General features: G+C 72.8%; 16 protein-coding genes and 1 tRNA gene. 12 read left to right on the top strand and 5 right to left on the bottom strand.

Annotated elements, in window-relative coordinates; all coding sequences use genetic code 11:
- Positions 1-47: 47 nt before the first annotated feature.
- Genes yidC through rpmH form a run of 4 tightly spaced genes read right to left on the bottom strand, consistent with a single transcriptional unit; the run spans position 48 to position 1,974 of the window.
- Positions 48-1,133 carry a membrane protein insertase YidC gene (yidC, locus tag ACI78T_RS08105; RefSeq protein ID WP_456557576.1) on the bottom strand — a complete coding sequence of 362 codons (1,086 nt, stop codon included), beginning with the start codon at positions 1,131-1,133 and terminating at the stop codon, positions 48-50.
- On the bottom strand, positions 1,126-1,458 hold the full coding sequence (gene yidD / locus ACI78T_RS08100) for a membrane protein insertion efficiency factor YidD (protein ID WP_456557575.1): 333 nt from the start codon (positions 1,456-1,458) through the stop codon (positions 1,126-1,128). Before yidD ends, yidC begins: the two co-directional genes overlap by 8 nt.
- Positions 1,455-1,835, bottom strand: coding sequence for a ribonuclease P protein component (rnpA, locus tag ACI78T_RS08095; RefSeq protein WP_456557574.1), 381 nt, complete (start codon positions 1,833-1,835; stop codon positions 1,455-1,457). Before rnpA ends, yidD begins: the two co-directional genes overlap by 4 nt.
- A 1-nt stretch (position 1,836) precedes the next feature.
- On the bottom strand, positions 1,837-1,974 hold the full coding sequence (gene rpmH, locus ACI78T_RS08090) for a 50S ribosomal protein L34 (RefSeq protein ID WP_040338882.1): 138 nt from the start codon (positions 1,972-1,974) through the stop codon (positions 1,837-1,839).
- A gap of 678 nt (positions 1,975-2,652) precedes the next feature.
- Between rpmH and dnaA the strand changes: the two genes are divergently transcribed.
- The 7 genes from dnaA (at position 2,653) to ACI78T_RS08055 (ending at position 11,989) form a co-directional block, all read left to right on the top strand.
- Positions 2,653-4,395 carry a chromosomal replication initiator protein DnaA gene (dnaA, locus tag ACI78T_RS08085; protein ID WP_456557573.1) on the top strand — a complete coding sequence of 581 codons (1,743 nt, stop codon included), beginning with the start codon at positions 2,653-2,655 and terminating at the stop codon, positions 4,393-4,395.
- Between the two features lie 969 nt (positions 4,396-5,364).
- Positions 5,365-6,513, top strand: coding sequence for a DNA polymerase III subunit beta (gene dnaN, locus ACI78T_RS08080; protein ID WP_456557572.1), 1,149 nt, complete (start codon positions 5,365-5,367; stop codon positions 6,511-6,513).
- Positions 6,510-7,523 (top strand): phosphogluconate dehydrogenase (NAD(+)-dependent, decarboxylating), encoded by a 1,014-nt coding sequence (gene gnd / locus ACI78T_RS08075; RefSeq protein ID WP_456557743.1) that lies wholly within the window; start codon positions 6,510-6,512, stop codon positions 7,521-7,523. Before dnaN ends, gnd begins: the two co-directional genes overlap by 4 nt.
- Positions 7,524-7,570: 47 nt before the next feature.
- Positions 7,571-8,749, top strand: a complete 1,179-nt coding sequence (recF, locus tag ACI78T_RS08070) for a DNA replication/repair protein RecF (protein WP_456557571.1) — start codon at positions 7,571-7,573, stop codon at positions 8,747-8,749.
- Positions 8,746-9,246, top strand: coding sequence for a DUF721 domain-containing protein (locus ACI78T_RS08065; RefSeq protein ID WP_456557570.1), 501 nt, complete (start codon positions 8,746-8,748; stop codon positions 9,244-9,246). Before recF ends, ACI78T_RS08065 begins: the two co-directional genes overlap by 4 nt.
- A gap of 33 nt (positions 9,247-9,279) precedes the next feature.
- The gene (locus ACI78T_RS08060; RefSeq protein ID WP_456557569.1) at positions 9,280-10,209 is read left to right on the top strand and encodes a hypothetical protein; all 930 of its coding nucleotides are present in this window, start codon (positions 9,280-9,282) and stop codon (positions 10,207-10,209) included.
- 55 nt (positions 10,210-10,264) lie between these two features.
- On the top strand, positions 10,265-11,989 hold the full coding sequence (locus ACI78T_RS08055) for an ABC transporter ATP-binding protein (RefSeq protein ID WP_456557568.1): 1,725 nt from the start codon (positions 10,265-10,267) through the stop codon (positions 11,987-11,989).
- Positions 11,990-12,095: 106 nt separating this feature from the next.
- Here the strand turns inward: ACI78T_RS08055 and ACI78T_RS08050 are convergent, their stop codons facing one another.
- Positions 12,096-13,577 (bottom strand): SDR family oxidoreductase, encoded by a 1,482-nt coding sequence (locus tag ACI78T_RS08050; RefSeq protein WP_456557567.1) that lies wholly within the window; start codon positions 13,575-13,577, stop codon positions 12,096-12,098.
- Between the two features lie 121 nt (positions 13,578-13,698).
- Between ACI78T_RS08050 and ACI78T_RS08045 the strand changes: the two genes are divergently transcribed.
- The 5 genes from ACI78T_RS08045 to ACI78T_RS08025 all read left to right on the top strand — a co-directional run bounded on the left by ACI78T_RS08045 (position 13,699) and on the right by ACI78T_RS08025 (position 20,905).
- Positions 13,699-15,108, top strand: a complete 1,410-nt coding sequence (locus ACI78T_RS08045) for an APC family permease (protein ID WP_456557566.1) — start codon at positions 13,699-13,701, stop codon at positions 15,106-15,108.
- A gap of 259 nt (positions 15,109-15,367) precedes the next feature.
- On the top strand, positions 15,368-17,401 hold the full coding sequence (gene gyrB, locus ACI78T_RS08040) for a DNA topoisomerase (ATP-hydrolyzing) subunit B (protein WP_456557565.1): 2,034 nt from the start codon (positions 15,368-15,370) through the stop codon (positions 17,399-17,401).
- A 46-nt stretch (positions 17,402-17,447) separates the two neighbouring features.
- Positions 17,448-19,916, top strand: coding sequence for a DNA gyrase subunit A (gene gyrA / locus ACI78T_RS08035; protein WP_456557564.1), 2,469 nt, complete (start codon positions 17,448-17,450; stop codon positions 19,914-19,916).
- 78 nt (positions 19,917-19,994) lie between these two features.
- On the top strand, positions 19,995-20,669 hold the full coding sequence (locus ACI78T_RS08030) for a DUF3566 domain-containing protein (protein ID WP_456557563.1): 675 nt from the start codon (positions 19,995-19,997) through the stop codon (positions 20,667-20,669).
- 162 nt (positions 20,670-20,831) lie between these two features.
- A tRNA-Ile gene (locus ACI78T_RS08025) sits at positions 20,832-20,905 on the top strand.
- Positions 20,906-20,920 lie beyond the last annotated feature (15 nt).

The following is a 20,920-nucleotide window of genomic DNA, read 5'->3' as shown; positions in this document are numbered from 1 at the left end:
TCCGGGCCGGACCCGGTGGTCTGTGGGGCGTCGGTGGTGGCAGGCGCTCAGCGGCGCTTGCGCTTCCCCCGGTTCGGCGGCGACTGGCCGGCCCGCGAGGCTCCACCGGCCTTGCCCGGCGGACGGCCGTTCGACGAGCCGTCGCTCGCCGGCGGTGCGCCGTCACCGGTCTGGGCGCCGTCAGCCGCCGGGGCGACGTCGGTCGTGGGCGAGGCGGCGGGCGGGGTGACCGGGCGGCCGCCCTTGGGGCGGACCGGCTTGGCGCCGGGCTTGGGAGCCAGCGTCTTGGGGTCGATCGCAGGCTTCTCGGCGGCGGCCTTGGCCTTCGCGGCGTCGGAGCCGGGCGGCGGCATCTTGCGCAGGATGAAGAACTGCTGGCCGAGCGTCCACAGGTTGTTGGTCATCCAGTACAGGAGGACACCGATCGGGAAGATGAAGCCCGAGACGAACAGACCCGCCGGCATGACGTAGAGCAGGATCTTCTGCACCATCGCGGCCTGGCCCTCGACCGGGCCGGAGCGCTTCATGATCTGCTTCTGCGTGAAGTAGGTCGTGAAGCACATGATCACGATGAGCACGAACGCGACGATGCGGATGTTCGTGTAGGTGACCCCGGGGATGGCGAGGATCGCCGCTTCCTTGGCGCCGTCCATGTTGAACGACGCGGAGATCGGGGCGCCGAAGAGCTTGGCGCGGGCCGCCTCGTCGGTGAGCTGGTCCGACCAGCTGTACAGGCCCTCCGCACCCGGCTGCAGCCGGCGCAGGACGTGGAACAGCGACAGGAAGACCGGGATCTGCGGCAGGATCGGCAGGCAGCCGGCCAGCGGGTTGACCCCGCGCTCCTTCTGCAGCGCCATCATCGCCTGGCTGAGGCCCTGGCGGTCGCTGCCGTACTGCTTGCGCAGCTTGGCCATCTCCGGCTGGAGCTCCTGCATCGCCCGCTGCGACTTGATCTGCTTGACGAACAGCGGGAAGAGGATCAGCCGGATCGTCACGACGAGGAAGACGATCGCCAGGACCCAGGAGAGGCCACCCAGACCGCTCTCGGGGGCGGGGTCACCGAACAGCCAGTTCCACAGCGAGTGCCACCGCGCCATGACCCACGAGATGGCGGTGTACAGCCAGTCAAGCAACGGAGGACTCCTCGTTCGCCCGGCGGTGGACCGGCGGGACAGCTCGGTGGTGCGGTGTCTGCGGCGCTGCAGTGCCCGACGAGCGGGCGGCCGCCCCGGTTCCACGGACGACGTCCGGCACGAGGTCGACGCCGCCCGGATGCCAGGGCGCGCACTTCGCCAGCCGCCGGAGCGCCAGCCAGCTGCCGCGCGCGGCGCCGTGCCGGCTGATCGCCTCGGCCGCGTAGGCGCTGCAGGTCGGGTAGAAGCGGCAGCGGGGTGGGAGGGCCGGGCTGATCGCCCGGGAGTAGAAGCGGATCCCGGCCAGGAGCGCGCGCCCGATCATGGCTGCCGGACCCGCTCGCCGAGGAGGCGGTCCAGGCCCGACACGAGGTCGCGGCGCAGAAGCTCGGAGGTGGCGGTGCCGGCCTCCGGCCGGGCGCGCACCACGAGGTCCGCGGACGGGGGCAGCCGGTGCAGCTGGTCGCGGACCACGGCGCGCAGGCGGCGGGTCACGCGGTGGCGGACCACCGAGTTGCCGACGGCCTTGCCGACCACGAAACCGGCCCGGGCGGCGGGTGGGGACGCGAGGTCGCCACCCGGCCGCTCGGGCCGTTCGGACAGGTAGTGGAGCACCATGGTCGGCCGCCCGGCGCGCCTGCCGGTCCGGACGACCGCGGTGAACTCCGGACGCCGGCGCAGGCGTGCCTGCGCGGGCAGCACGTCAGGCGGAGAGCTTCTCGCGACCCTTGCGCCGACGGCCGGCGAGGATCGCCCGGCCCGCGCGGGTACGCATCCGCAGCCGGAAGCCGTGGGTCTTCGACCGTCGGCGGTTGTTCGGCTGGAACGTGCGCTTGCTCACGAGGTACTCCCACTACACGACATCGGCGGTGCGCACCCACCGGTGGGCGGGCGCGCGCGGGGCGACCGGGACGGACGGCGACGTGCCGCATCCCGGCGACCCCGGAAGCTGGTCCCTGCGGAACGGAGCACCGGCGCTCTCCACCTGCGCGGGGACGCCGCGCGGGCAGGGAGGGCGGCCGGGACCGTCCACAGACTCCAGCCAGCATAACCGAGAATCCGGCGACGCCGAAGACCGGGCGGATCGCGACTCCCGATGGTCCCCCCGACGAGGCGCCGGAGCACGGCGGCACGCCGGAGCCGACGCGCCCGGGCGCGTCGCGGGAGCGTTGCCCGGCTGTGGATGGGGCTGTTAGCGTCGCCGTCGCTCCGCGTCGGACGTCAGGGTCACGGCGCGCGGGCCGACCCCCTCGGTCAACCGACCGTCGAACCGTCCGTCCTCCCGCCCCCACTGGCCTCCGACCAGCAGCGATGTCCGTCGCTACCGGACCGGCGCCCGGCCCCGGCAGTGTCGCTCGCCGACCGTGCACAGCCTGTGGACACCGGTGTGGACCCAGTGCGTCCGCGCATCCACAACGGGTAGTCCACCGGGACCGTCCCCGGTGCCGCGAGGTGCTGGGGACGCCGGGGAACCGGACGGGGGACCGGGGTCGACACCGATCGGGGAGGAAGAAACGGCATGGCCGATGCCACGCTGGACCTGGCGACCGTCTGGGACCAGATCCGCGAGCGGCTGGCGACGAGCCTGTCCCCTCAGCAGAACGCGATGCTGAACCTCACCCGGCCGCTGATGCTCGTCGAGGACACCGCGGTGCTCGCGGCGCCCAACGAGTTCACCCAGACCGTGCTCGAGTCCCGGATGCGGCGGGTGCTCGCCGAGGCGCTGTCCGAGCAGTTCGGCCGCGACATCCGCGTCGCCGTCCAGCTCGAGGACGCCCCCGCCGGCCCCCAGGGCGACAGCCAGGACGAGGAGCCCACGCGCCGCCCGTGGTCGGCCGCCGAGGCGCAGCGCGCCGAGGAGGACCGGGCCAGCCGGGACCGGGCCGACGACGGGCGCAGCGCCTTCGGCGTGCGGACCGACGCGGTGAGCTCCGCGCCGTGGGACCGGGACGCCGGCGACGACCTGCCCGCGCGCGCCGACTCCGAGGTGCGCGAGCTGCGCCCGGCCGACCGCGCCCCGGTCGACCGCGGGGCGCCCGAGGACTGGGCCACCACCACCTGGGGGTCCGAGCCCACCGGACGCGACTGGGGTGGCGCCGGGGACGGCGGCACCGCCGACGTCCTGCCCTTCGACCTCGACGCACCGGCCGGCACCGACCAGCGCGGCCGGGCCGCCGGCGGGGGAGGCCGCGGGCGCCGTCCCGAGGCGGGCCGCCCAGCGGGCCTGGACCCGGGTCTGAACCCCAAGTACGTCTTCGACAGTTTCGTCATCGGCAACAGCAACCGGTTCGCCCACGCCGCGGCGGTCGCGGTGGCCGAGGCGCCGGCCCGCGCGTACAACCCGCTGTTCATCTACGGCGAGTCCGGGCTGGGCAAGACCCACCTGCTGCACGCGATCGGCCACTACGCCGCGCGGATGTTCCCCAACGTCAAGGTGCGCTACGTCAGCACCGAGGAGTTCACCAACGAGTTCATCAACCTGGTGCACTCCGGGCGGGCCGAGGACTTCCGCCGCCGCTACCGGGACATCGACTTCCTGCTCATCGACGACATCCAGTTCCTGGAGCGCGCCGAGCGGACGCAGGAGGAGTTCTTCCACACCTTCAACACGCTGCACAACGCCAGCAAGCAGATCGTCATCACCTCCGACCGGGCGCCGAAGAAGCTGACGACGCTGGAGGACCGGCTGCGCACGCGGTTCGAGTGGGGCCTGATCACCGACGTCCAGGCGCCCGACCTCGAGACCCGCATCGCGATCCTCCGCAAGAAGGCGTGGGGCGAGCGCCTGCAGGTGCCCGACCAGGTGCTCGAGTTCATCGCCAGCAAGGTGCAGACCAACATCCGCGAGCTCGAGGGCGCGCTCATCCGCGTCACCGCGTTCGCATCGCTCAACAAGCAGCAGGTCGACCTGCCCCTGGCCGAGCTCGTGCTCAAGGACCTCATCAGCGACGAGCAGGGCCCGCAGATCACCGCGGCGATCATCATGGCCGCGACGGCGGAGTACTTCTCGGTGACGATGGAGGAGCTGCAGGGCTCCAACCGCAGCCGCACGCTGGTCAACGCCCGCCAGATCGCGATGTACCTGTGCCGCGAGCTGACCGAGCTGTCACTCCCGCGGATCGGGGCCTCCTTCGGCGGCAAGGACCACACCACGGTCATGCACGCCGTCAAGAAGATCACCAACCTGATGAGCGAGCGCCGGGCCACCTACACGCAGGTCACCGAGCTCACCGCCCGCATCAAGAGCCGCGCCCGGCAGTAACTTCGTCGTCCTCCGGACGACACCGCCTCCACGTGCCGTCCCCGGCCACGTGGAGCTGTTCAGTCGTTCCTGCGCGGAACCCTCCGGGCCCCACTCGGCTCGACGGTGCCGTTCCCCGGCGCGTCCCCCGGCTCCACGGGTGCCGTTCCCGGCTCTCGCACCGTCGTCGCCCGCCGGCTGGATCAGGCGCCCTTCCCTGCTCTCGCTGCCCGTCGTCCGCCGTTCCCGTCCTCATCCCTCGACCCGTATCCCAGGGTTTGTCCACAGCGGTGGACAGAAGTCGACAGCCGGGATGTGCTCATCGGAGGCGGTAGCTGCCGGTATCCGGCCGGTGACCGTCGTCTACTCGTCGAGAAGTTGTCCCCAGACATGTGCACAGGTTGGGGAGATCTCGTGCCCGCGACGTCACCACCGGTGACCTCCGCTGGGCGGCCCTAGCCCATCGCCCGGCGGTCGCACAACCCCTTGACACCGCGTTGACCTGCGCATATGTCGCGGTGCCCGGTCGACGGCCGGCCGCCGGCCGCGGGCGTCCACGCACGCCCTGGGCACGACCTGGGGATCGCGCCGGGAGAGACAGGGGACAGGGAGTGGACGCCGCCGGGGGACGGTGAACAACCGTCGAGATGTCCACGTGTCGACACAGGCGGAGCGGTCACCGCCCACAACGGGCCAACAGGCCCATTCCGGCCCTGAGCAGCACGAAGGGCCTCGATCCCCAGCTTCCACACCAGTGATGACGAGGATGAGGGAGTTATCTCGGAGATTTCTCGAACCACACTCTGGGTGGGGAAGCTGCGGCCCGAGGGGCCGGACGCTGCTCAGGAGCACTCATCGAGGGACAGGGTTTCCCCCGGGGGCACAGCAACAGGCACGATGAGCACCGCACCGGCGGCGCAGCTCCGCGCCTCCACACCGGTGCGCCGTGGACGCTGAACAGATCGGGTGGGTCGAGAGATGAAGTTCCGGGTGGCACGTGAGGTGCTCGCCGACGCCGTCGCCTGGACGGCACGCAGCCTGCCGCCGCGTCCGTCGGTACCGGTGCTCGCCGGGATCCTGCTCGAGGTCGACGGCAACCAGCTGTCGGTCTCCGGCTTCGACTACGAGGTGTCCGCCCGCGCCGAGGTCGACGTGAACGCCACCGAGGCCGGTCGCGTCCTCGTCCCGGGCCGGCTGCTCGCCGAGATCACCCGCGCGCTGCCGCCGCACCAGGTCGACATCACCGCCGAGGGCCCGCGGCTGTCCATCACCTGCGGCAACGCCCGCTTCAGCCTGCCGACGCTGCCGGTCGAGGACTACCCGTCCCTGCCGTCGATGCCGTCGTCGGCCGGTCTCGTGGACAGCGACGTCTTCGCCGAGGCGGTCGGACAGGTGGCCGTCGCCGCTGGTCGCGACGACACCCTGCCGATGCTCACCGGCGTCCGCCTGGAGATCGAGGACGACCTGATCACCCTCGCCGCCACCGACCGCTACCGGCTGGCGGTGCGCGAGTTCGCCTGGCGCCCGGAGACCCCGGGGGTGTCCGCTGCGGTGCTCGTGCCGGCGCGCACGCTCGCCGACGCCGCCAAGACCCTGACGAGCGGACCGGAGATCGTGCTCTCGCTGTCGTCGGGCAGCTCCGGCGAGGGCATCCTGGGCCTGTCCGGCAAGGACCGGCAGACCACGACCCGGCTGCTCGACGCCGAGTTCGTGAAGTACCGCGCGATCATGCCGAACGAGTCGAACTCCCACGCCACGCTGCCGGTGGGCCTGTTCACCGACGCCGCCAAGCGCGTGGCCCTCGTGGCCGAGCGCGGCACCCCGCTGCGCTGCGAGTTCACGCCCGGCCAGGTCACCCTGCGCGCGGGCGGTACGGACGAGGAGGGGCAGGCCGAGGAGCGCTGCGACGTGGAGTTCGACGGCGAGCCGCTCACCATCGGCTTCAACCCGACGTTCCTGCTCGACGGGCTGGCCGCCGTGCACAGCGACCGGGCGCGCATGGACTTCACCAGCCCGCTCAAGCCCGCCGTGCTCTCCGGCGTCGACGAGCCCGCCGCCGACGACGACCAGCAGTCGCGGCCGGCCGAGCGGACGGGGAGCTACCGCTACCTGATCATGCCGGTGCGTCTCCCGGGCTGAGCCCCGGTGTCGCGGGACCTTGCCGCGGCCAGCACGATGAGCACTGGATCCGGGATCGACAAGAGGGGACTTCCGTCGTGCAGCTGGGGCTGATCGGGCTGGGCAAGATGGGCGGCAACATGGCCGAGCGGCTCCGCCGCGCCGGCCACGAGGTGGTCGGGTACGACCACTCGCCGGGGAAGCGGGACGTCGAGAGCCTCCCCGAGCTGGTCGAGGCGCTCTCCGAGCCGCGCGTCGTGTGGGTGATGGTCCCCGCAGGTGAGCCGACCCGGTCGACGGTCAAGGAGCTCGGCGAGCTGCTCAGCCCGGGGGACGTCGTCATCGAGGGCGGCAACTCCAAGTACACCGATGACCAGGTGCACGACGTCATGCTCCGCGAGAAGGGCGTCGGCTACATCGACGCCGGCGTCTCCGGCGGGGTCTGGGGCCTGGAGAACGGTTACGCGCTGATGGTCGGCGGCACGAAGGAGGACGTCGCCAAGGCGCAGCCGATCTTCGACGCCCTGAAGCCGCCCGCGCCGGAGGACGAGTCCGGTCAGGCGCTGCCCGGCGCCGGGTTCGTGCACGCCGGTCCCGTCGGTGCCGGGCACTTCAGCAAGATGGTCCACAACGGCATCGAGTACGCGATGATGCAGGCCTACGGCGAGGGGTACGAGCTGCTGGCCGCCGTCGACCTGATCGAGGACGTCCCGGGCGTCGTCGCCTCCTGGACGCAGGGCACCGTCATCCGTTCCTGGCTGCTGGACCTGCTGGTGCGCGCCCTGCAGGAGGACCCCGAGCTGGACCGGATCAAGGGCTACGCCGAGGACTCCGGCGAGGGCCGGTGGACCGTCGAGCAGGCCATCGAGAACGCCGTCCCCATGCCGACGATCGCGGCGTCCCTGTTCGCCCGCTTCGTCTCCCGCCAGGACGACTCGCCCACCATGAAGGCCGTCGCCGCCCTGCGCCAGCAGTTCGGCGGGCACGCGGTGCACGCCGTCCAGGCGCAGGAGGCCGAGCGCCCGGCATGACGCAGCAGGGCCAAAGTTGCCACTTTGGCCCTGGGGGAGGGTGACGGGTGTACGTCCGGCACCTGCAGCTCGGGTCGTTCCGGAGCTGGGAGCGCGTGGACCTGGCGCTCGGGCCCGGCCCGACGGTGTTCGTGGGGCGCAACGGCGAGGGCAAGACCAACCTCGTCGAGGCGGTCGGCTACCTCGCGACGATGAGCAGCCACCGGGTCTCCAGCGACGCGCCGATGGTCCGCCACGGCGACAGCCAGGCGGTCGTCCGCGCGGCCTTGCGGCGGGGTGACCGCGAGCTGCTCGTCGAGATCGAGATCAACCCCGGCCGGGCGAACCGGGTGCGGGTCAACCGCGCCCCGCTCCCCCGGCCGCGCGAGCTGCTCGGCCTCGTGCGCACCGTCCTGTTCGCGCCCGAGGACCTGGCGCTGGTGCGCGGCGACCCGACCGAGCGCCGCCGGTTCCTCGACGAGCTGCTGGTCACCCGCACCCCTCGCCTGGCCGGCGTCCGCTCGGACTACGACCGGGTGCTCAAGCAGCGCAACGCCCTGCTCAAGACCGCGCGGCTGGCGCGCGGCAAGGCGATCGAGACCCTCGACGTCTGGGACGGCCACCTGACCGACTTCGGCGGGCAGCTCCTGGCCGCCCGGCTGCAGCTGGTCGCCGACCTCGCCCCGCACATGGCCCAGGCCTACGCCGGCGTCGCCGGCGAGGGGGCGGCGGTGGCCGGGCTCGGGTACACCTCGACCGTGCCGCTGGCCGGCGACGGGACGGCGGTGGCGCTGGAGGGCGCCGTGCCGTCTGCCGCCGAGCTGACGGCGGCGATGCGGGAGCGGATCGCCGAGCGGCGCAACGACGAACTCGACCGCGGGATGACGCTGGTCGGCCCCCACCGCGACGACCTCGTCATCCACCTCGGCCCGGCCCCGGCCAAGGGGTTCGCCAGCCACGGGGAGTCGTGGTCGCTGGCGCTCGCGCTGAAGCTGGCGACCTTCGCCCTCTTGAGGGCCGACGGCGAGGACCCGATCCTGGTCCTGGACGACGTCTTCGCCACCCTCGACGCCGAGCGGCGGGCTGCCCTGGCCACGGTCGCGGCCTCCGCCGAGCAGACGCTGATCACCGCGGCCGTGCTCGAGGACGTGCCGCAGGAGCTCCGCGGCGCGCGGGTGGAAGTGGGTGGCGGGTACGCCGTCCTGGTCAAGGACGCGATCCCGGCCGGCGAGGGGAGGGTGCCGTGAGCGAGGAACGGCCGGCCCGCCCCAGCGACATCGCACGGGCCGCCCTCGAGGCCGCCCGCGCCGCGTCGGCCGCGCGCCCGCAGCCCACGCGCCGGCGGATCGCCGGCCCCCGGCGGAAGTGGACGGGTGCGGGACCGGGTGCCGACGACCCGCAGCCGCTCGGCAAGCTGGTGGACTCGCTGATCACCGAGCAGGACTGGTCCGAGCGCACCCGGGTCGGCGCCGTCTTCGGCCGGTGGTCGGCCCTGGTCGGCCCCGACATCGCCGAGCACTGCCGGCCCGAGACCCTCACCGAGGGCGAGCTGCTGGTCGTCGCGGAGTCCACCGCGTGGGCGACGCAGCTGCGGCTCCTGGCGCCGACGATCCTGGGCAAGCTGCGCGCGCAGGTCGGCGGGGACGTCGTGACCCGCTTGCGCGTTGTGGGACCGACGGCCCCGAGCTGGAAGAAGGGCCCGCGCTCCGTGCGCGGGCGGGGGCCGCGCGACACGTACGGCTGAGACGACTCCAGGACAGGCGACGGAAGGGCACCGATGAGCACCCCGCGGGACCGCGACGGCTTCGAGGAGGGCTTCGACGACCAGGCGGGTCGCGGCTGGCAGGAGCCGTCGCACCTCTCCGGTGACGAGGCCGGGGACCAGCCCAACTTCGCCGACCGCCGCAAGCAGCCGCGCGACAGCGACCACACCGCCGAGGGAGCGTCCTGGCAGCCGCCGGGGTGGGACCTGCCCGCGGCCACTCCCGACAGGGGGCAGGGCGTCGACCCGTCCTGGGCGCCGCCGACCTCGCCCGGCAGCCCGCCGGCCACCACGGCCCCGGAGCGGACCGGCGGCCTGTTCGGCGGACGGCAGCGGCAGCAGGACCCCGAGATGACCCGGGCGTTCACCTACGAGGGCGACCAGCTCGGCGCGCAGAGCTGGGCGCTCCAGCACGGCTGGACGATCTCGGACGGCAGCGGGCCCCAGGACGCCGTCCTCGCCGAGCTGATGGCCGGATCGCCGGTGCGCCCGGGCAAGGAGGCGCGGGCGGCCGGGGTGCTGCGCGGGCGCGCCGGAGCCGTGGAGCTCGTCGCCTTCGACGTCGTCTACCCGTGGGGCCGGCAGTGGGTGGCGAAGTACGCCATCACGGCCGCGCCCGTGCTCGGTGCGGTCCCGGGGCTGCGGCTGTCCCCGGCGCGGCTGTGGAAGCACCGCACCGGCGGCCTGATCCCGCTGCAGAGCGGGAACGACGCCTTCGACACCCGCTGGCAGCTGCTGGTCGCCGAGGACGGTCCGCAGGTGCGCCGCCTCGTCCAGGACCCCGCGGTGCAGGGCCTGCTCCTGGGCAGCGACGACGGCGACGAGTTCTGGACCGGCGCCGGGCACGTGGCCGGCGTCCGGCCCGACGGGCACCGGCCGCAGCTCATCGAGCACCACGCCCGGTTGCTGACCGCGATCGTCGGCGCGCTCGCCGCCGGCTACTGAGCGGGCCGGTCCGCTGACCGCGCCCGACGGGACGGACCCGGCCGCCGCCCGCCCCGTGCGGGCCGGGCTGCGCGAGCTGCTGCCGCTGCTGCGGCCGCACCGCGCGGCGCTGGCGCTCGCGGCGGCCCTCTCCCTGGTGGGGGCTGTCGCGGCGTTGGCCCAGCCGGCGCTGGTCGCCCGGGTCATCGACGCGGTGGGGGCCGGGCGGTCCCTGCTGCCCGGGGTCGCCGCCCTGGTGACCGTGCTCGTGGCCGGCGCGTTCCTCGGTGCGGCGCAGCAGTTCGTGCTGCAGCGCACCGCGGAGGGTGTCGTGCTGAGCACGCGCCGGACGCTCACCGACCGGCTGCTGCGGCTGCCGGTGGTCGAGTACGACCGCCGGCGGACCGGTGACCTGATGTCCCGCGTGGGTGCCGACACCACGCTGCTGCGGGCGACAGTCACCTCCGGCGTCGTCGAGGTCGCCGGGTCGGTGGTGATCGCGGTCGGCGCGCTCGTCGCGATGGCGCTGGTCGACGTCTGGCTGCTGCTGGTCACCGTGGTCGCCGTCGGCTCCGGGATGGCGGTGGCGATCAGCGTCTCCCGCGGGGTCCGGCGGCTCTCCCGCCAGGCGCAGGAGGCCGTCGGGGCGATGACCGCGGCGCTGGAGCGGGCGCTCTCGGCGGTCCGGACCATCCGCGCCAGCGGCGCCACCACGCGCGAGGTGGCGTCGATCGGCGAGACGGCGGGCCGGGCCTACGACTCGGGCGTGCAGGTGGCTCGGCTGCAGGCCCTGGTCTCCCCGGCCAGCTCCATCGCCGTCCAGGGTGCCTTCCTGGCCGTGCTCGGCCTCGGCGGGTACCGGGTGGCGACCGGCTCGATCGAGGTCGCCGACCTGATCGCCTTCATCCTCTACCTGTTCCTGCTGGTCATGCCGCTGGGCCGGTTCGTGCACGCCTGGACGGAGATCCAGACCGGCCTCGGCGCCCTCGCCCGGATCCAGGAGATCCTCGGCCTCGAGCCGGAGCACGACGAGCGCCCGGAGCGCCCTCCGGCGGGCACCGCGCCGGCCGGTGCGCCGCTGCTCGAGCTCGACGACGTCTCGTTCGCCTATCCCGACGGCACCCCGGTGCTGCGCGGGGTCTCGCTCGAGGTGCCCGCCGGCAGCCGGGTCGCCCTGGTCGGGCCCTCCGGCGCCGGCAAGTCGACGATCCTGGCGCTCATCGAGGGCTTCTACCCGGTGGGCTCGGGCGCCGTGCGGTGGGCGGGGACCGACGTCCGGGAGCTGCCGCGCGCGGCGTTGCGGGCCCGGCTCGGGTACGTCGAGCAGGAGGCCCCGGTGCTGGCCGGCTCGGTGCGGGACAACCTGCTCCTCACCCGGCCGGACGCGACCGACCCGGAGCTGTGGGCGGTGCTCGCCGACGTCGGCCTCACCGAGGTGGTGCGGCGGTCGCCGCGCGGCCTCGACGTGCTCGTGGGGGACGAGGGCGTGCTGCTCTCCGGCGGCGAGCGGCAGCGGCTGGCCATCGCCCGTTCCCTGCTGGCCAGGCCGGACCTGCTCCTGCTGGACGAGCCGACCGCCAGCCTCGACGCCCGCAACGAGGGGCTGCTGCGCGAGACGCTGGCCGCGGCCGCCGCCGACCGCGCGCTGCTGGTGGTGGCCCACCGGCTGTCCACCGTGCTCGACAGCGACCAGATCGTGGTGCTGGACCAGGGCCGGGTGGTCGCGCGGGGCACGCACGACGAGCTCGTGGACAGCAGCCCGCTCTACCGGGAGCTCGCCGCCGCCCAGCTGCTGGTCTAGGTCCGGCCGACGAGTGGGGCCCGGAGGGCTCCGCGAGGAGGGCGGGGTGGGGCTCCGCTCGGTCGGGACGGCACCTGGCCGCGGTGCGGCCCGGAGGGGCGCGATGTCATTGCCCCTCCGCCGCCCGGGCGATGCCCTTGACCATGCCGCCGAAGACCACGCCGTGGAAGGCCGCGATCGCCCACCAGTAGGCGTGCCCGGCCAGCCCGTGCGGGGCGAACGTGGCGCGCTGGCGCAGGACCGTCGACCCGTCCGCGGGGTCCCCGTGTTCCACGTGGAACTCCAGCCAGGCGAGGCCGGGCAACCGCATCTCCGCACGCAGCCGCAGCAGGCTGCCCCGCTCGAGCTCCTCCACGCGCCAGAAGTCCAGGGCGTCCTCGACGAAGAGCTTCTGCGGGTTGCGCCGTCCCCGGCGCAGGCCCACGCCGCCCACCGCCCGGTCGAGCCAGCCGCGCACCCGCCAGGCCAGCGGGAAGGAGTACCAGCCGGTGTCCCCGCCGATCCCCTCGACGACCCGCCACAGCTCGGCCGGGTCCGCCGTCGTCGTCCGCGTGCGCTCGTCGACGTACAGCGTCCCGCCGGCCCAGTCCGGGTCGGTGGGCAGCGGGTCGGACGGCGCCCCGGGCACCGAGGCGCCCGACCACCGGGTGGCGACGGCGGAGTCGCGCACCCGGGCGACGGCCAGCCGGACCGCCTCGTCGAAGCCGAGCAACCCCTCCGGCGGGTCGGGGACGAACTCGGCGATGTCGTGCTCGTGGCAGACGACGGTGTTCCGCAGCGACTCGACCAGCGGGCGGGCGATCCCGGCAGGAACGGGCGTGATGAGACCGACCCAGTGGCTCGACAGGGAGGGCGAGAACAGCGGGACCGGCAGGATCCGGCGGCGGGGGAGGCCGGCCACCACGGCGTAGCGCTGCATCATCTCGGCGTAGCTCATGACGTCGGGTCCGCCGACGTCGAAGGCCCGGTTCACCGTGGCGGGCAGCCGCGCGCAACCCACGAGGTACCGCAGCACGTCGCGGACGGCGATGGGCTGGATCCGGCTGTGCACCCAGCGCGGCGTGACCATGACCGGCAGCCGCTCGGTGAGGTAGCGGAGCATCTCGAACGACGCCGACCCGGACCCGAGCACGACGGCGGCCCGCAGCACGACGGTCGGCACCCCCGAGCCGAGCAGGATGTCGGCCACCTCGGTGCGTGAGCGCAGGTGCGGGGAGAGTTCCTCGCCCTCGGGCCGCAGCGCCCCCAGGTACACCAGCCGCTCGACGCCTGCCTCCCGCGCGGCCGCGGCCATGGTCCGCGCCGCCTGCCGGTCGGTCTCCTCGAAGGCGGACCCGCTGCCGAGGGCGTGCACCAGGTAGTAGACGACGTCCGCACCGGCGCACGCGGCCGCCACCTGGCCGGCGTCGGTGGCGTCGGCCCGGGCCACCTCGACGTCGGCCGCCCACGGCCGGTCACGCAGCCGCTCGGGGGACCGGGTCATCACCCGGACCCGGTGGCCGGCCGCCAGCAGCTCGGGGACCAGCCGCCCGCCGATGTAGCCGGTCGCGCCCGTGACCAGGCACAGCTTCGGTTCCTCGGTGGCCATGAGCCGAGTGTCGCCGCCATCGGGACCGCGCGCTCGAATCGCGGGACCCCAGGGGGAGCAGGACGATCGGACGCGCCCCGGCGACGCCGGTCGACCCGCATCCCGCCCCCAGGAGGTCCCGATGGCCGACACCGCCGCGACGGAGGACCGGACGAGGGACGGCCAGCCCGCGCTCAAGCGGGTGATGGGTCCCGGTCTGCTCCTGCTGTTCATCGTCGGGGACGTCCTCGGGACGGGCATCTACGCGCTGACCGGCACGGTCGCCGCCGAGGTGGGCGGCGTGGTCTGGCTGCCGTTCCTCGTCGCCTTCCTGGTCGCCCTGGTGACCGCGTTCAGCTACCTGGAGCTCGTCACCAAGTACCCGCAGGCCGCGGGGGCGGCGCTCTACGCGCACAAGGCCTTCGGCGTCCACTTCCTGACGTTCCTGGTCGCCTTCGCCGTCATGAGCTCGGGCATCACGTCGGCGTCGACGGCCGCGCGGGCGTTCAGCGCGAACGCCGCGGAGGTGCTGGGCCTCGACCTCGGTGACGGCATCGGCATCACCCTCATCGGGCTGGGCTTCATGACGCTCATCGCGCTGGTCAACCACCGCGGGGTCGGCGAGAGCGTCAAGACCAACGTGGTGCTCACCTGCGTCGAGCTCAGCGGCCTGCTCATCGTGATCGGGGTGGGCGTGTGGGCGCTCGGCATCGGCGAGGGCGACTTCTCGCGGGTCACCGAGTTCGACACGGGGGACGACTCGGTCCTCACGGGCGTCATCGCCGCGACCGGTCTGGCCTTCTTCGCGATGGTCGGCTTCGAGGACTCGGTGAACATGGCCGAGGAGTGCAAGGAGCCCCGGCGGATCTTCCCGAAGGTGCTGCTGCTCGGGCTGGGCATCACCGGGCTGATCTACGTGCTGGTCTCGGTGTCGGCGATCGCGCTGGTGCCGCCGGACCAGCTGAGCGAGGGCGAGACGCCGCTGCTCCAGGTCGTGGAGGCCGGCGCACCGGGCTTCCCGATCGGCCTGTTCGGCGTCATCACGATGTTCGCGGTCGCCAACACCGCCCTGATCAACATGCTCATGGCCAGCCGGCTGGTCTACGGGCTGGGCCGCGAACGGGTGCTGCCGCCGGTGCTCGGCCGGGTGCACCGGAGCCGGCGCACGCCGACCGTGGCGATCCTCTTCACCACGGCGCTGGCGTTCGGCCTGGTCACCTTCGTCGGGGCCGTCCCGGCGCTGGGCGGGACGACGGCGCTGCTGCTGCTCGTCGTCTTCACCGTCGTGAACGTCGCCGTCCTGGTGCTGCGCCGGCAGCGGGTCGACGCCGACCACTTCCGCACCCCGACGGTGCTGCCGGTCGTCGGCGCGCTGGCGTGCGGGTTCCTCGCCACCCCCTGGGCGGGCCGCCCCGCCGAGCAGTACCGGATCGCCGGCATCCTGCTGGCGATCGGCGTCGTCCTGTGGGGCGTGACCGTGCTGGTGAACCGGCGCAGCGGCGGGCGGGCACCCGACTTCGACCCCGCCGCGCTGGCCGACGACCGCCCGTAGGCACCCCCGGACGCACCGCGATCGGCCCAGCGGCCCCGAGGACGGCGTGTCCCCCGCCCGGGCAGCACCGGAGGTGGCGGGCGAGCCGGAAGGGGCTCAGACACGACGTGAGGGCGTGGACGGCGGCATTCCTGTCGGTGGACCCGGTATCCTGGGTGACAGAAACCGCCAGCAACCGGCTCAGCGCCGTTGTGCGTCCTCGCGCCCCCATCTCCCTGTGGGGGTGCCGCGTGCCGGTTGCGCGAAAGGAAGGGCCCACGTGGTCGCAGCAGCGCAGACCCAGAACGCCTACTCGGGCAGCTCCATCACCGTGCTCGAGGGGCTCGAGGCGGTCCGTAAGCGCCCCGGTATGTACATCGGCTCCACCGGTGAGCGCGGCCTCCACCACATGGTGTGGGAGGTCGTGGACAACGCCGTCGACGAGGCGCTGGCCGGCTTCTGCGACACCGTCAAGGTGACCCTGCTGGCCGACGGCGGCGTGCGGGTCGAGGACAACGGCCGTGGCATCCCGGTCGACATGCACCCGGTCGAGAAGCGCCCGACCGTCGAGGTGATCATGACCGTCCTGCACGCGGGCGGGAAGTTCGACGGCAAGAGCTACGGCGTCTCCGGCGGTCTGCACGGCGTCGGCGTCACCGTGGTCAACGCCCTGTCCACGCGGCTCCACGTCCGCGTCTGGCGAGACGGCACGGAGTGGGAGCAGTCCTACGCCGAGGCCAAGCCCGGCCCCCTGGAGGAGGTCGGCCCGACCAAGAAGCGCGGCACCGCGATCACCTTCTGGGCCGACGGCGGCATCTTCGAGACGACGACCTACTCGTTCGACACGATCAACCGCCGCCTGCAGGAGATGGCCTTCCTCAACAAGGGCCTGACCATCGTCCTGCGCGACGAGCGCCCCGGTCAGGGCAAGGCGGACACCGGCCTGGCCGAGGAGGCGTCCGTCGTCGAGGAGGCGCCGACGCCCGGCCACGAGGACGAGGCGTTCGAGCCCACGGAGATCACCTACCGCTACGACAGCGGCCTGGTCGACTACGTGGCGCACATCAACCGCCGCCGGACGCCGATCCACAAGTCGGTGATCAGCTTCGGGGCCGAGGGCACGGGCAAGAACGACACCGCGATGTCCCTCGAGGTGGCGATGCAGTGGTCCGACGCCTACTCGGAGTCGGTGCACACGTTCGCCAACATCATCAACACGCACGAGGGCGGCACCCACGAGGAGGGCTTCCGCGCGGCGCTGACCTCGATCGTCAACCGGTACGCCGTCGACAAGAAGCTGCTCAAGGAGAAGGACGAGAAGCTCACCGGCGACGACATCCGCGAGGGCCTGGCCGCCATCGTCTCGGTGAAGCTCGGTGACCCGCAGTTCGAGGGCCAGACCAAGACCAAGCTCGGCAACACCGAGGTCAAGGGCTTCGTGCAGCGGGTCTGCAACGAGCAGATCGGCCACTGGTTCGAGGCCAACCCGACCGAGGCCAAGACGATCATCAACAAGGCCTCGTCCGCCGCCCGCGCCCGCCGCGCGGCGCAGGACGCCCGCAAGCTGGCCCGCAAGAGCCTGCTCTCGGTCAGCGGGCTGCCCGGCAAGCTCGCCGACTGCCGCTCGACCGATCCGCGCAACTCCGAGGTCTACATCGTCGAGGGCGACTCGGCCGGCGGTTCCGCCAAGTCCGGCCGCGACTCGATGTACCAGGCGATCCTGCCCATCCGCGGCAAGATCATCAACGTCGAGAAGGCGCGCATCGACCGGGTCCTCAAGAACACCGAGGTCCAGTCGATGATCACCGCCTTCGGCACGGGCATCCACGACGAGTTCGACATCTCGAAGCTCCGGTACCACAAGATCGTCCTGATGGCCGACGCCGACGTCGACGGCCAGCACATCAGCACGCTGCTGCTCACCCTGCTGTTCCGCTTCATGCGGCCGCTGGTGGAGGGGCAGTACGTGTACCTGGCCAAGCCCCCGCTCTACAAGATCAAGTGGGGCGGCAAGCACGGCGACGAGTACGCCTACAGCGACCGGGAGCGCGACGCCGTCGTGAAGGCCGGCGTCGAGGGCGGCCGCAAGATCAAGGACGAGATGATCCAGCGGTTCAAGGGGCTCGGCGAGATGAACGCCAGCGAGCTCTGGGAGACCACGATGAACCCGGAGACCCGCGTCCTGCGGCAGGTCACGCTCGAGGACGCCGCCGCCGCGGACGAGCTCTTCAGCATCCTCATGGGCGAGGACGTCGAGGCCCGGCGCAGCTTCATCACCCGCAACGCCAAGGACGTCCGGTTCCTGGACGTCTGAGGCCCCCGGCTCCGCATCTCCGCACCGAACACTGAGGACCTGAACCGTGACGGACATCCCCACCCGCGACCGCATCGAGGCGGTCGACCTCCAGCAGGAGATGCAGCGCAGCTACATCGACTACGCGATGAGCGTGATCGTCGGCCGCGCCCTGCCCGAGGTGCGCGACGGCCTCAAGCCGGTGCACCGCCGGGTGCTCTTCGCGATGTACGACCAGGGCTTCCGGCCCGACCGCGGCTACGTGAAGTGCGCCCGCCCGGTCGCCGAGGTGATGGGTAACTACCACCCCCACGGCGACTCGGCGATCTACGACGCCCTCGTCCGCCTGGCCCAGCCGTGGTCGATGCGCTACCCGCTGATCGACGGGCAGGGGAACTTCGGCTCGCCGGGCAACGACCCGGCCGCCGCCATGCGGTACACCGAGTGCCGCCTCACGCCGCTGGCGATGGAGATGCTCGCCGGCATCGACGAGGAGACCGTCGACTTCCAGGGCAACTACGACGGCCGCACCCAGGAGCCCGTCGTCCTGCCCGCGCGCGTGCCCAACCTGCTGATCAACGGCTCCGCCGGCATCGCGGTCGGCATGGCCACCAACATGCCGCCGCACAACCTGCGCGAGGTCGCCGAGGCCGTCTTCTGGATGCTCGACCACCCGGACGCGGAGGCCGAGGAGGCCCTCACCGCGTGCATGGAGCGGATCAAGGGCCCCGACTTCCCGACCTACGGCCTGATCGTCGGCCGCGAGGGCATCGAGGACGCCTACCGCACCGGCCGCGGCTCGGTGCGCATGCGCGCCGTCGTCACCGTCGAGGAGGACTCGCGCGGGCGCGTCCAGCTGGTCGTCACCGAGCTGCCCTACCAGGTCAACCCGGACAACCTGGCCGAGTCGATCGCCGAGGCGGTCAAGGAAGGCCGCCTGCAGGGCATCAGCGAGATCGCCGACGAGTCCAGCGACCGCGTGGGCCGCCGGCTGGTCATCACGCTGCGCCGCGACGCCGTCGCCAAGGTCGTGCTGAACAACCTCTACAAGCACACCCAGCTGCAGACGAGCTTCGGCTGCAACATGCTCTCGATCGTCGACGGCGTGCCGCGCACGCTGCGGCTCGACGAGCTGGTGCGCAACTGGGTGCACCACCAGATCGAGGTCATCCAGCGCCGGACCCGCTACCGGCTGCGCAAGGCCGAGGAGCGCGCGCACATCCTGCGCGGCTACGCCAAGGCCCTCGACCAGCTCGACGCCGTCATCGCGCTGATCCGCAACAGCGAGTCGGCCGACGCCGCGCGCACCGGTCTGATGGAGCTGCTCGAGGTCGACGAGATCCAGGCCGTCGCCATCCTCGACCTGCAGCTGCGCCGCCTGGCCGCCCTCGAGCGGCAGCGGATCATGGACGAGCTGGCCGAGATCGAGGCCCGCATCCGCGACCTGCAGGAGATCCTCGACTCCCCGGAGCGGCAGCGGCAGATCGTCCGCGACGAGCTCGCCGAGATCGTCGAGAGGTACGGCGACGACCGGCGCACGCAGTTCGTCGCCAACGAGGGCGACGTCTCCATGGAGGACCTCATCGCGGAGGAGGAGGTCGTCGTCACCATCACGCGCACCGGCTACGCGAAGCGCACGAAGAGCGACCTCTACCGCTCCCAGCGCCGCGGCGGCAAGGGCGTGATGGGTGCCCAGCTGAAGCAGGACGACATCGTCGACCACTTCTTCGTGGGCTCCACCCACGACTGGATCCTGTTCTTCACCAACAAGGGCCGGGTGTACCGCTCGAAGGCCTACGAGCTGCCGGAGGCCAACCGCACGGCCCGAGGCCAGCACGTGGCGAACATCCTCGCGTTCCAGCCGGACGAGAAGATCGCCCAGGTCATGCAGATCAAGGACTACTCGGTCGCGCCGTACCTGGTCCTGGCCACCGCCCGCGGGCAGGTGAAGAAGACCCGGCTGACCGACTTCGACTCCCCGCGCCAGGGCGGCGTCATCGCGATCAACCTGCGCGACGGCGACGAGCTGGTCGGCGCCTCGCTGATCGGCGAGGACTCCGACCTGCTGCTCGTGACCCGGAAGGCGATGTCGATCCGGTTCACGGCCGACGACACGGCGCTGCGTCCCATGGGCCGTGCGACCGAGGGCGTGCGCGGCATCTCCCTCGGCGAGGACGACTCGCTGCTGTCGATGATGGTCGTCCAGGAGGGCGTCGACGTCCTCGTGGCCACCGAGCGGGGCTTCGCCAAGCGGACCGGGATCGAGAACTACCCGAACCAGGGCCGCGGCGGGAAGGGCGTGCTCACCGCCGACCCGAAGGCGCGCAAGGGCGCCCTCGTCGGCGCGCTGGCCGTGACCCTCGGCGACGAGCTCTACGCCATCACCTCCGGTGGCGGCGTCATCCGGACGCCGGTCAACGGGGTGCGGCACAACAAGGACCGGGCCACCATGGGTGTCAAGCTCATGAACTTGCCGGAGGACGTGTCGATCGTGGCGATCGCCCGTACGACGGACAACGACGAGCCCGACGCCTAATCTGAGGCGCAGATGACAGGTGGCCGACCCGGTCACGCTGGGGAGCGGCGCGCGCCGCCCGGGGATGGGGAGACAGGCATGAGCGACCGGACGCAGGGTTCGGTGCGCACCGACTCCCCCGCCGGGGACGGAGCTGCGTCGGCAGGCACTCCGGCCGCGGCCGCTCCCCCCGCCTCGGCGACGCAGACCATCCCGGCGACGGGCAGCCAGCGGGCGCAGGCCCCCGGCACCGGCAGCGCGCCGGCCGCCGGCCAGCCCGCCGGTGCCCCGACGGTGCCGCCGGCGGCCGGAGCCGCGGCGGCGTCCGCCCCGCGGGGTCCCGAGGCGGACTCCAGCGGCGGCAAGGGGTCCCGTGGCCGCGGCACCGCCCGGTCCGGGGGTGGGCGCGGTCCCCGCAGGGCGCGGCTGCAGCTGCGGCACATCGACACCTGGTCGGCGCTGAAGATCTCGCTGGTCCTGTCGATCGCGTTGTTCTTCATCTGGATGGTCGCCGTCGGGATCCTCTACGGGGTCCTCAACGCGCTGGACGTCTTCGACACCCTCAACGACCTGTTCGGCCAGATCGGGTCCGCGTCCGGTGAGGGGGGCGGCGGCGACGTCGTCACCCCGGGCCTGGTGTTCGGCGGTGCGGCGATCATCGGCGCGATCAACATCGTGCTGATGACGGCGCTGTGCACCGTCGGGACGTTCATCTACAACCTCTGCTCCGACCTGGTCGGCGGCCTGGAGCTCACGCTCTCCGAGCGCGACTAGGCAATCTGTCGTCCTCCGGACGACACCGCGGCCACGTGCCGTCCCCCGGCAGGCGGAGCCGCTGCGTCGCGGCTCCGCGGAGCCCTCCGGGCCCCACTCGCCGCGACCTTGCCCCCCTGTCCGAAGCCTTCATCACTGCCAGGTACGCTGTTCGAGGTTCACGGGCCTGTAGCTCAGGCGGTTAGAGCGCATCCCTGATAAGGATGAGGCCGGAGGTTCAAGTCCTCCCAGGCCCACCCGTGTGCACGCTC

It is taken from the genome of Blastococcus sp. SYSU D00922, from assembly GCF_054050495.1.
This window is presented reverse-complemented; position numbering and strand designations above follow the sequence as displayed.

What these genes read in the sequence shown, in the direction of transcription:
- ACI78T_RS08030 (WP_456557563.1), top strand. Translation starts at nt 19,995, where the DNA reads ATGAGCGACCGGACGCAGGGTTCGGTGCGCACCGACTCCCCCGCCGGG.
- ACI78T_RS08045 (WP_456557566.1), top strand. Translation starts at nt 13,699, where the DNA reads ATGGCCGACACCGCCGCGACGGAGGACCGGACGAGGGACGGCCAGCCC.
- ACI78T_RS08060 (WP_456557569.1), top strand. Translation starts at nt 9,280, where the DNA reads ATGAGCACCCCGCGGGACCGCGACGGCTTCGAGGAGGGCTTCGACGAC.
- dnaA (WP_456557573.1), top strand. Translation starts at nt 2,653, where the DNA reads ATGGCCGATGCCACGCTGGACCTGGCGACCGTCTGGGACCAGATCCGC.
- ACI78T_RS08050 (WP_456557567.1), bottom strand. Translation starts at nt 13,577, where the DNA reads ATGGCCACCGAGGAACCGAAGCTGTGCCTGGTCACGGGCGCGACCGGC.
- yidD (WP_456557575.1), bottom strand. Translation starts at nt 1,458, where the DNA reads ATGATCGGGCGCGCGCTCCTGGCCGGGATCCGCTTCTACTCCCGGGCG.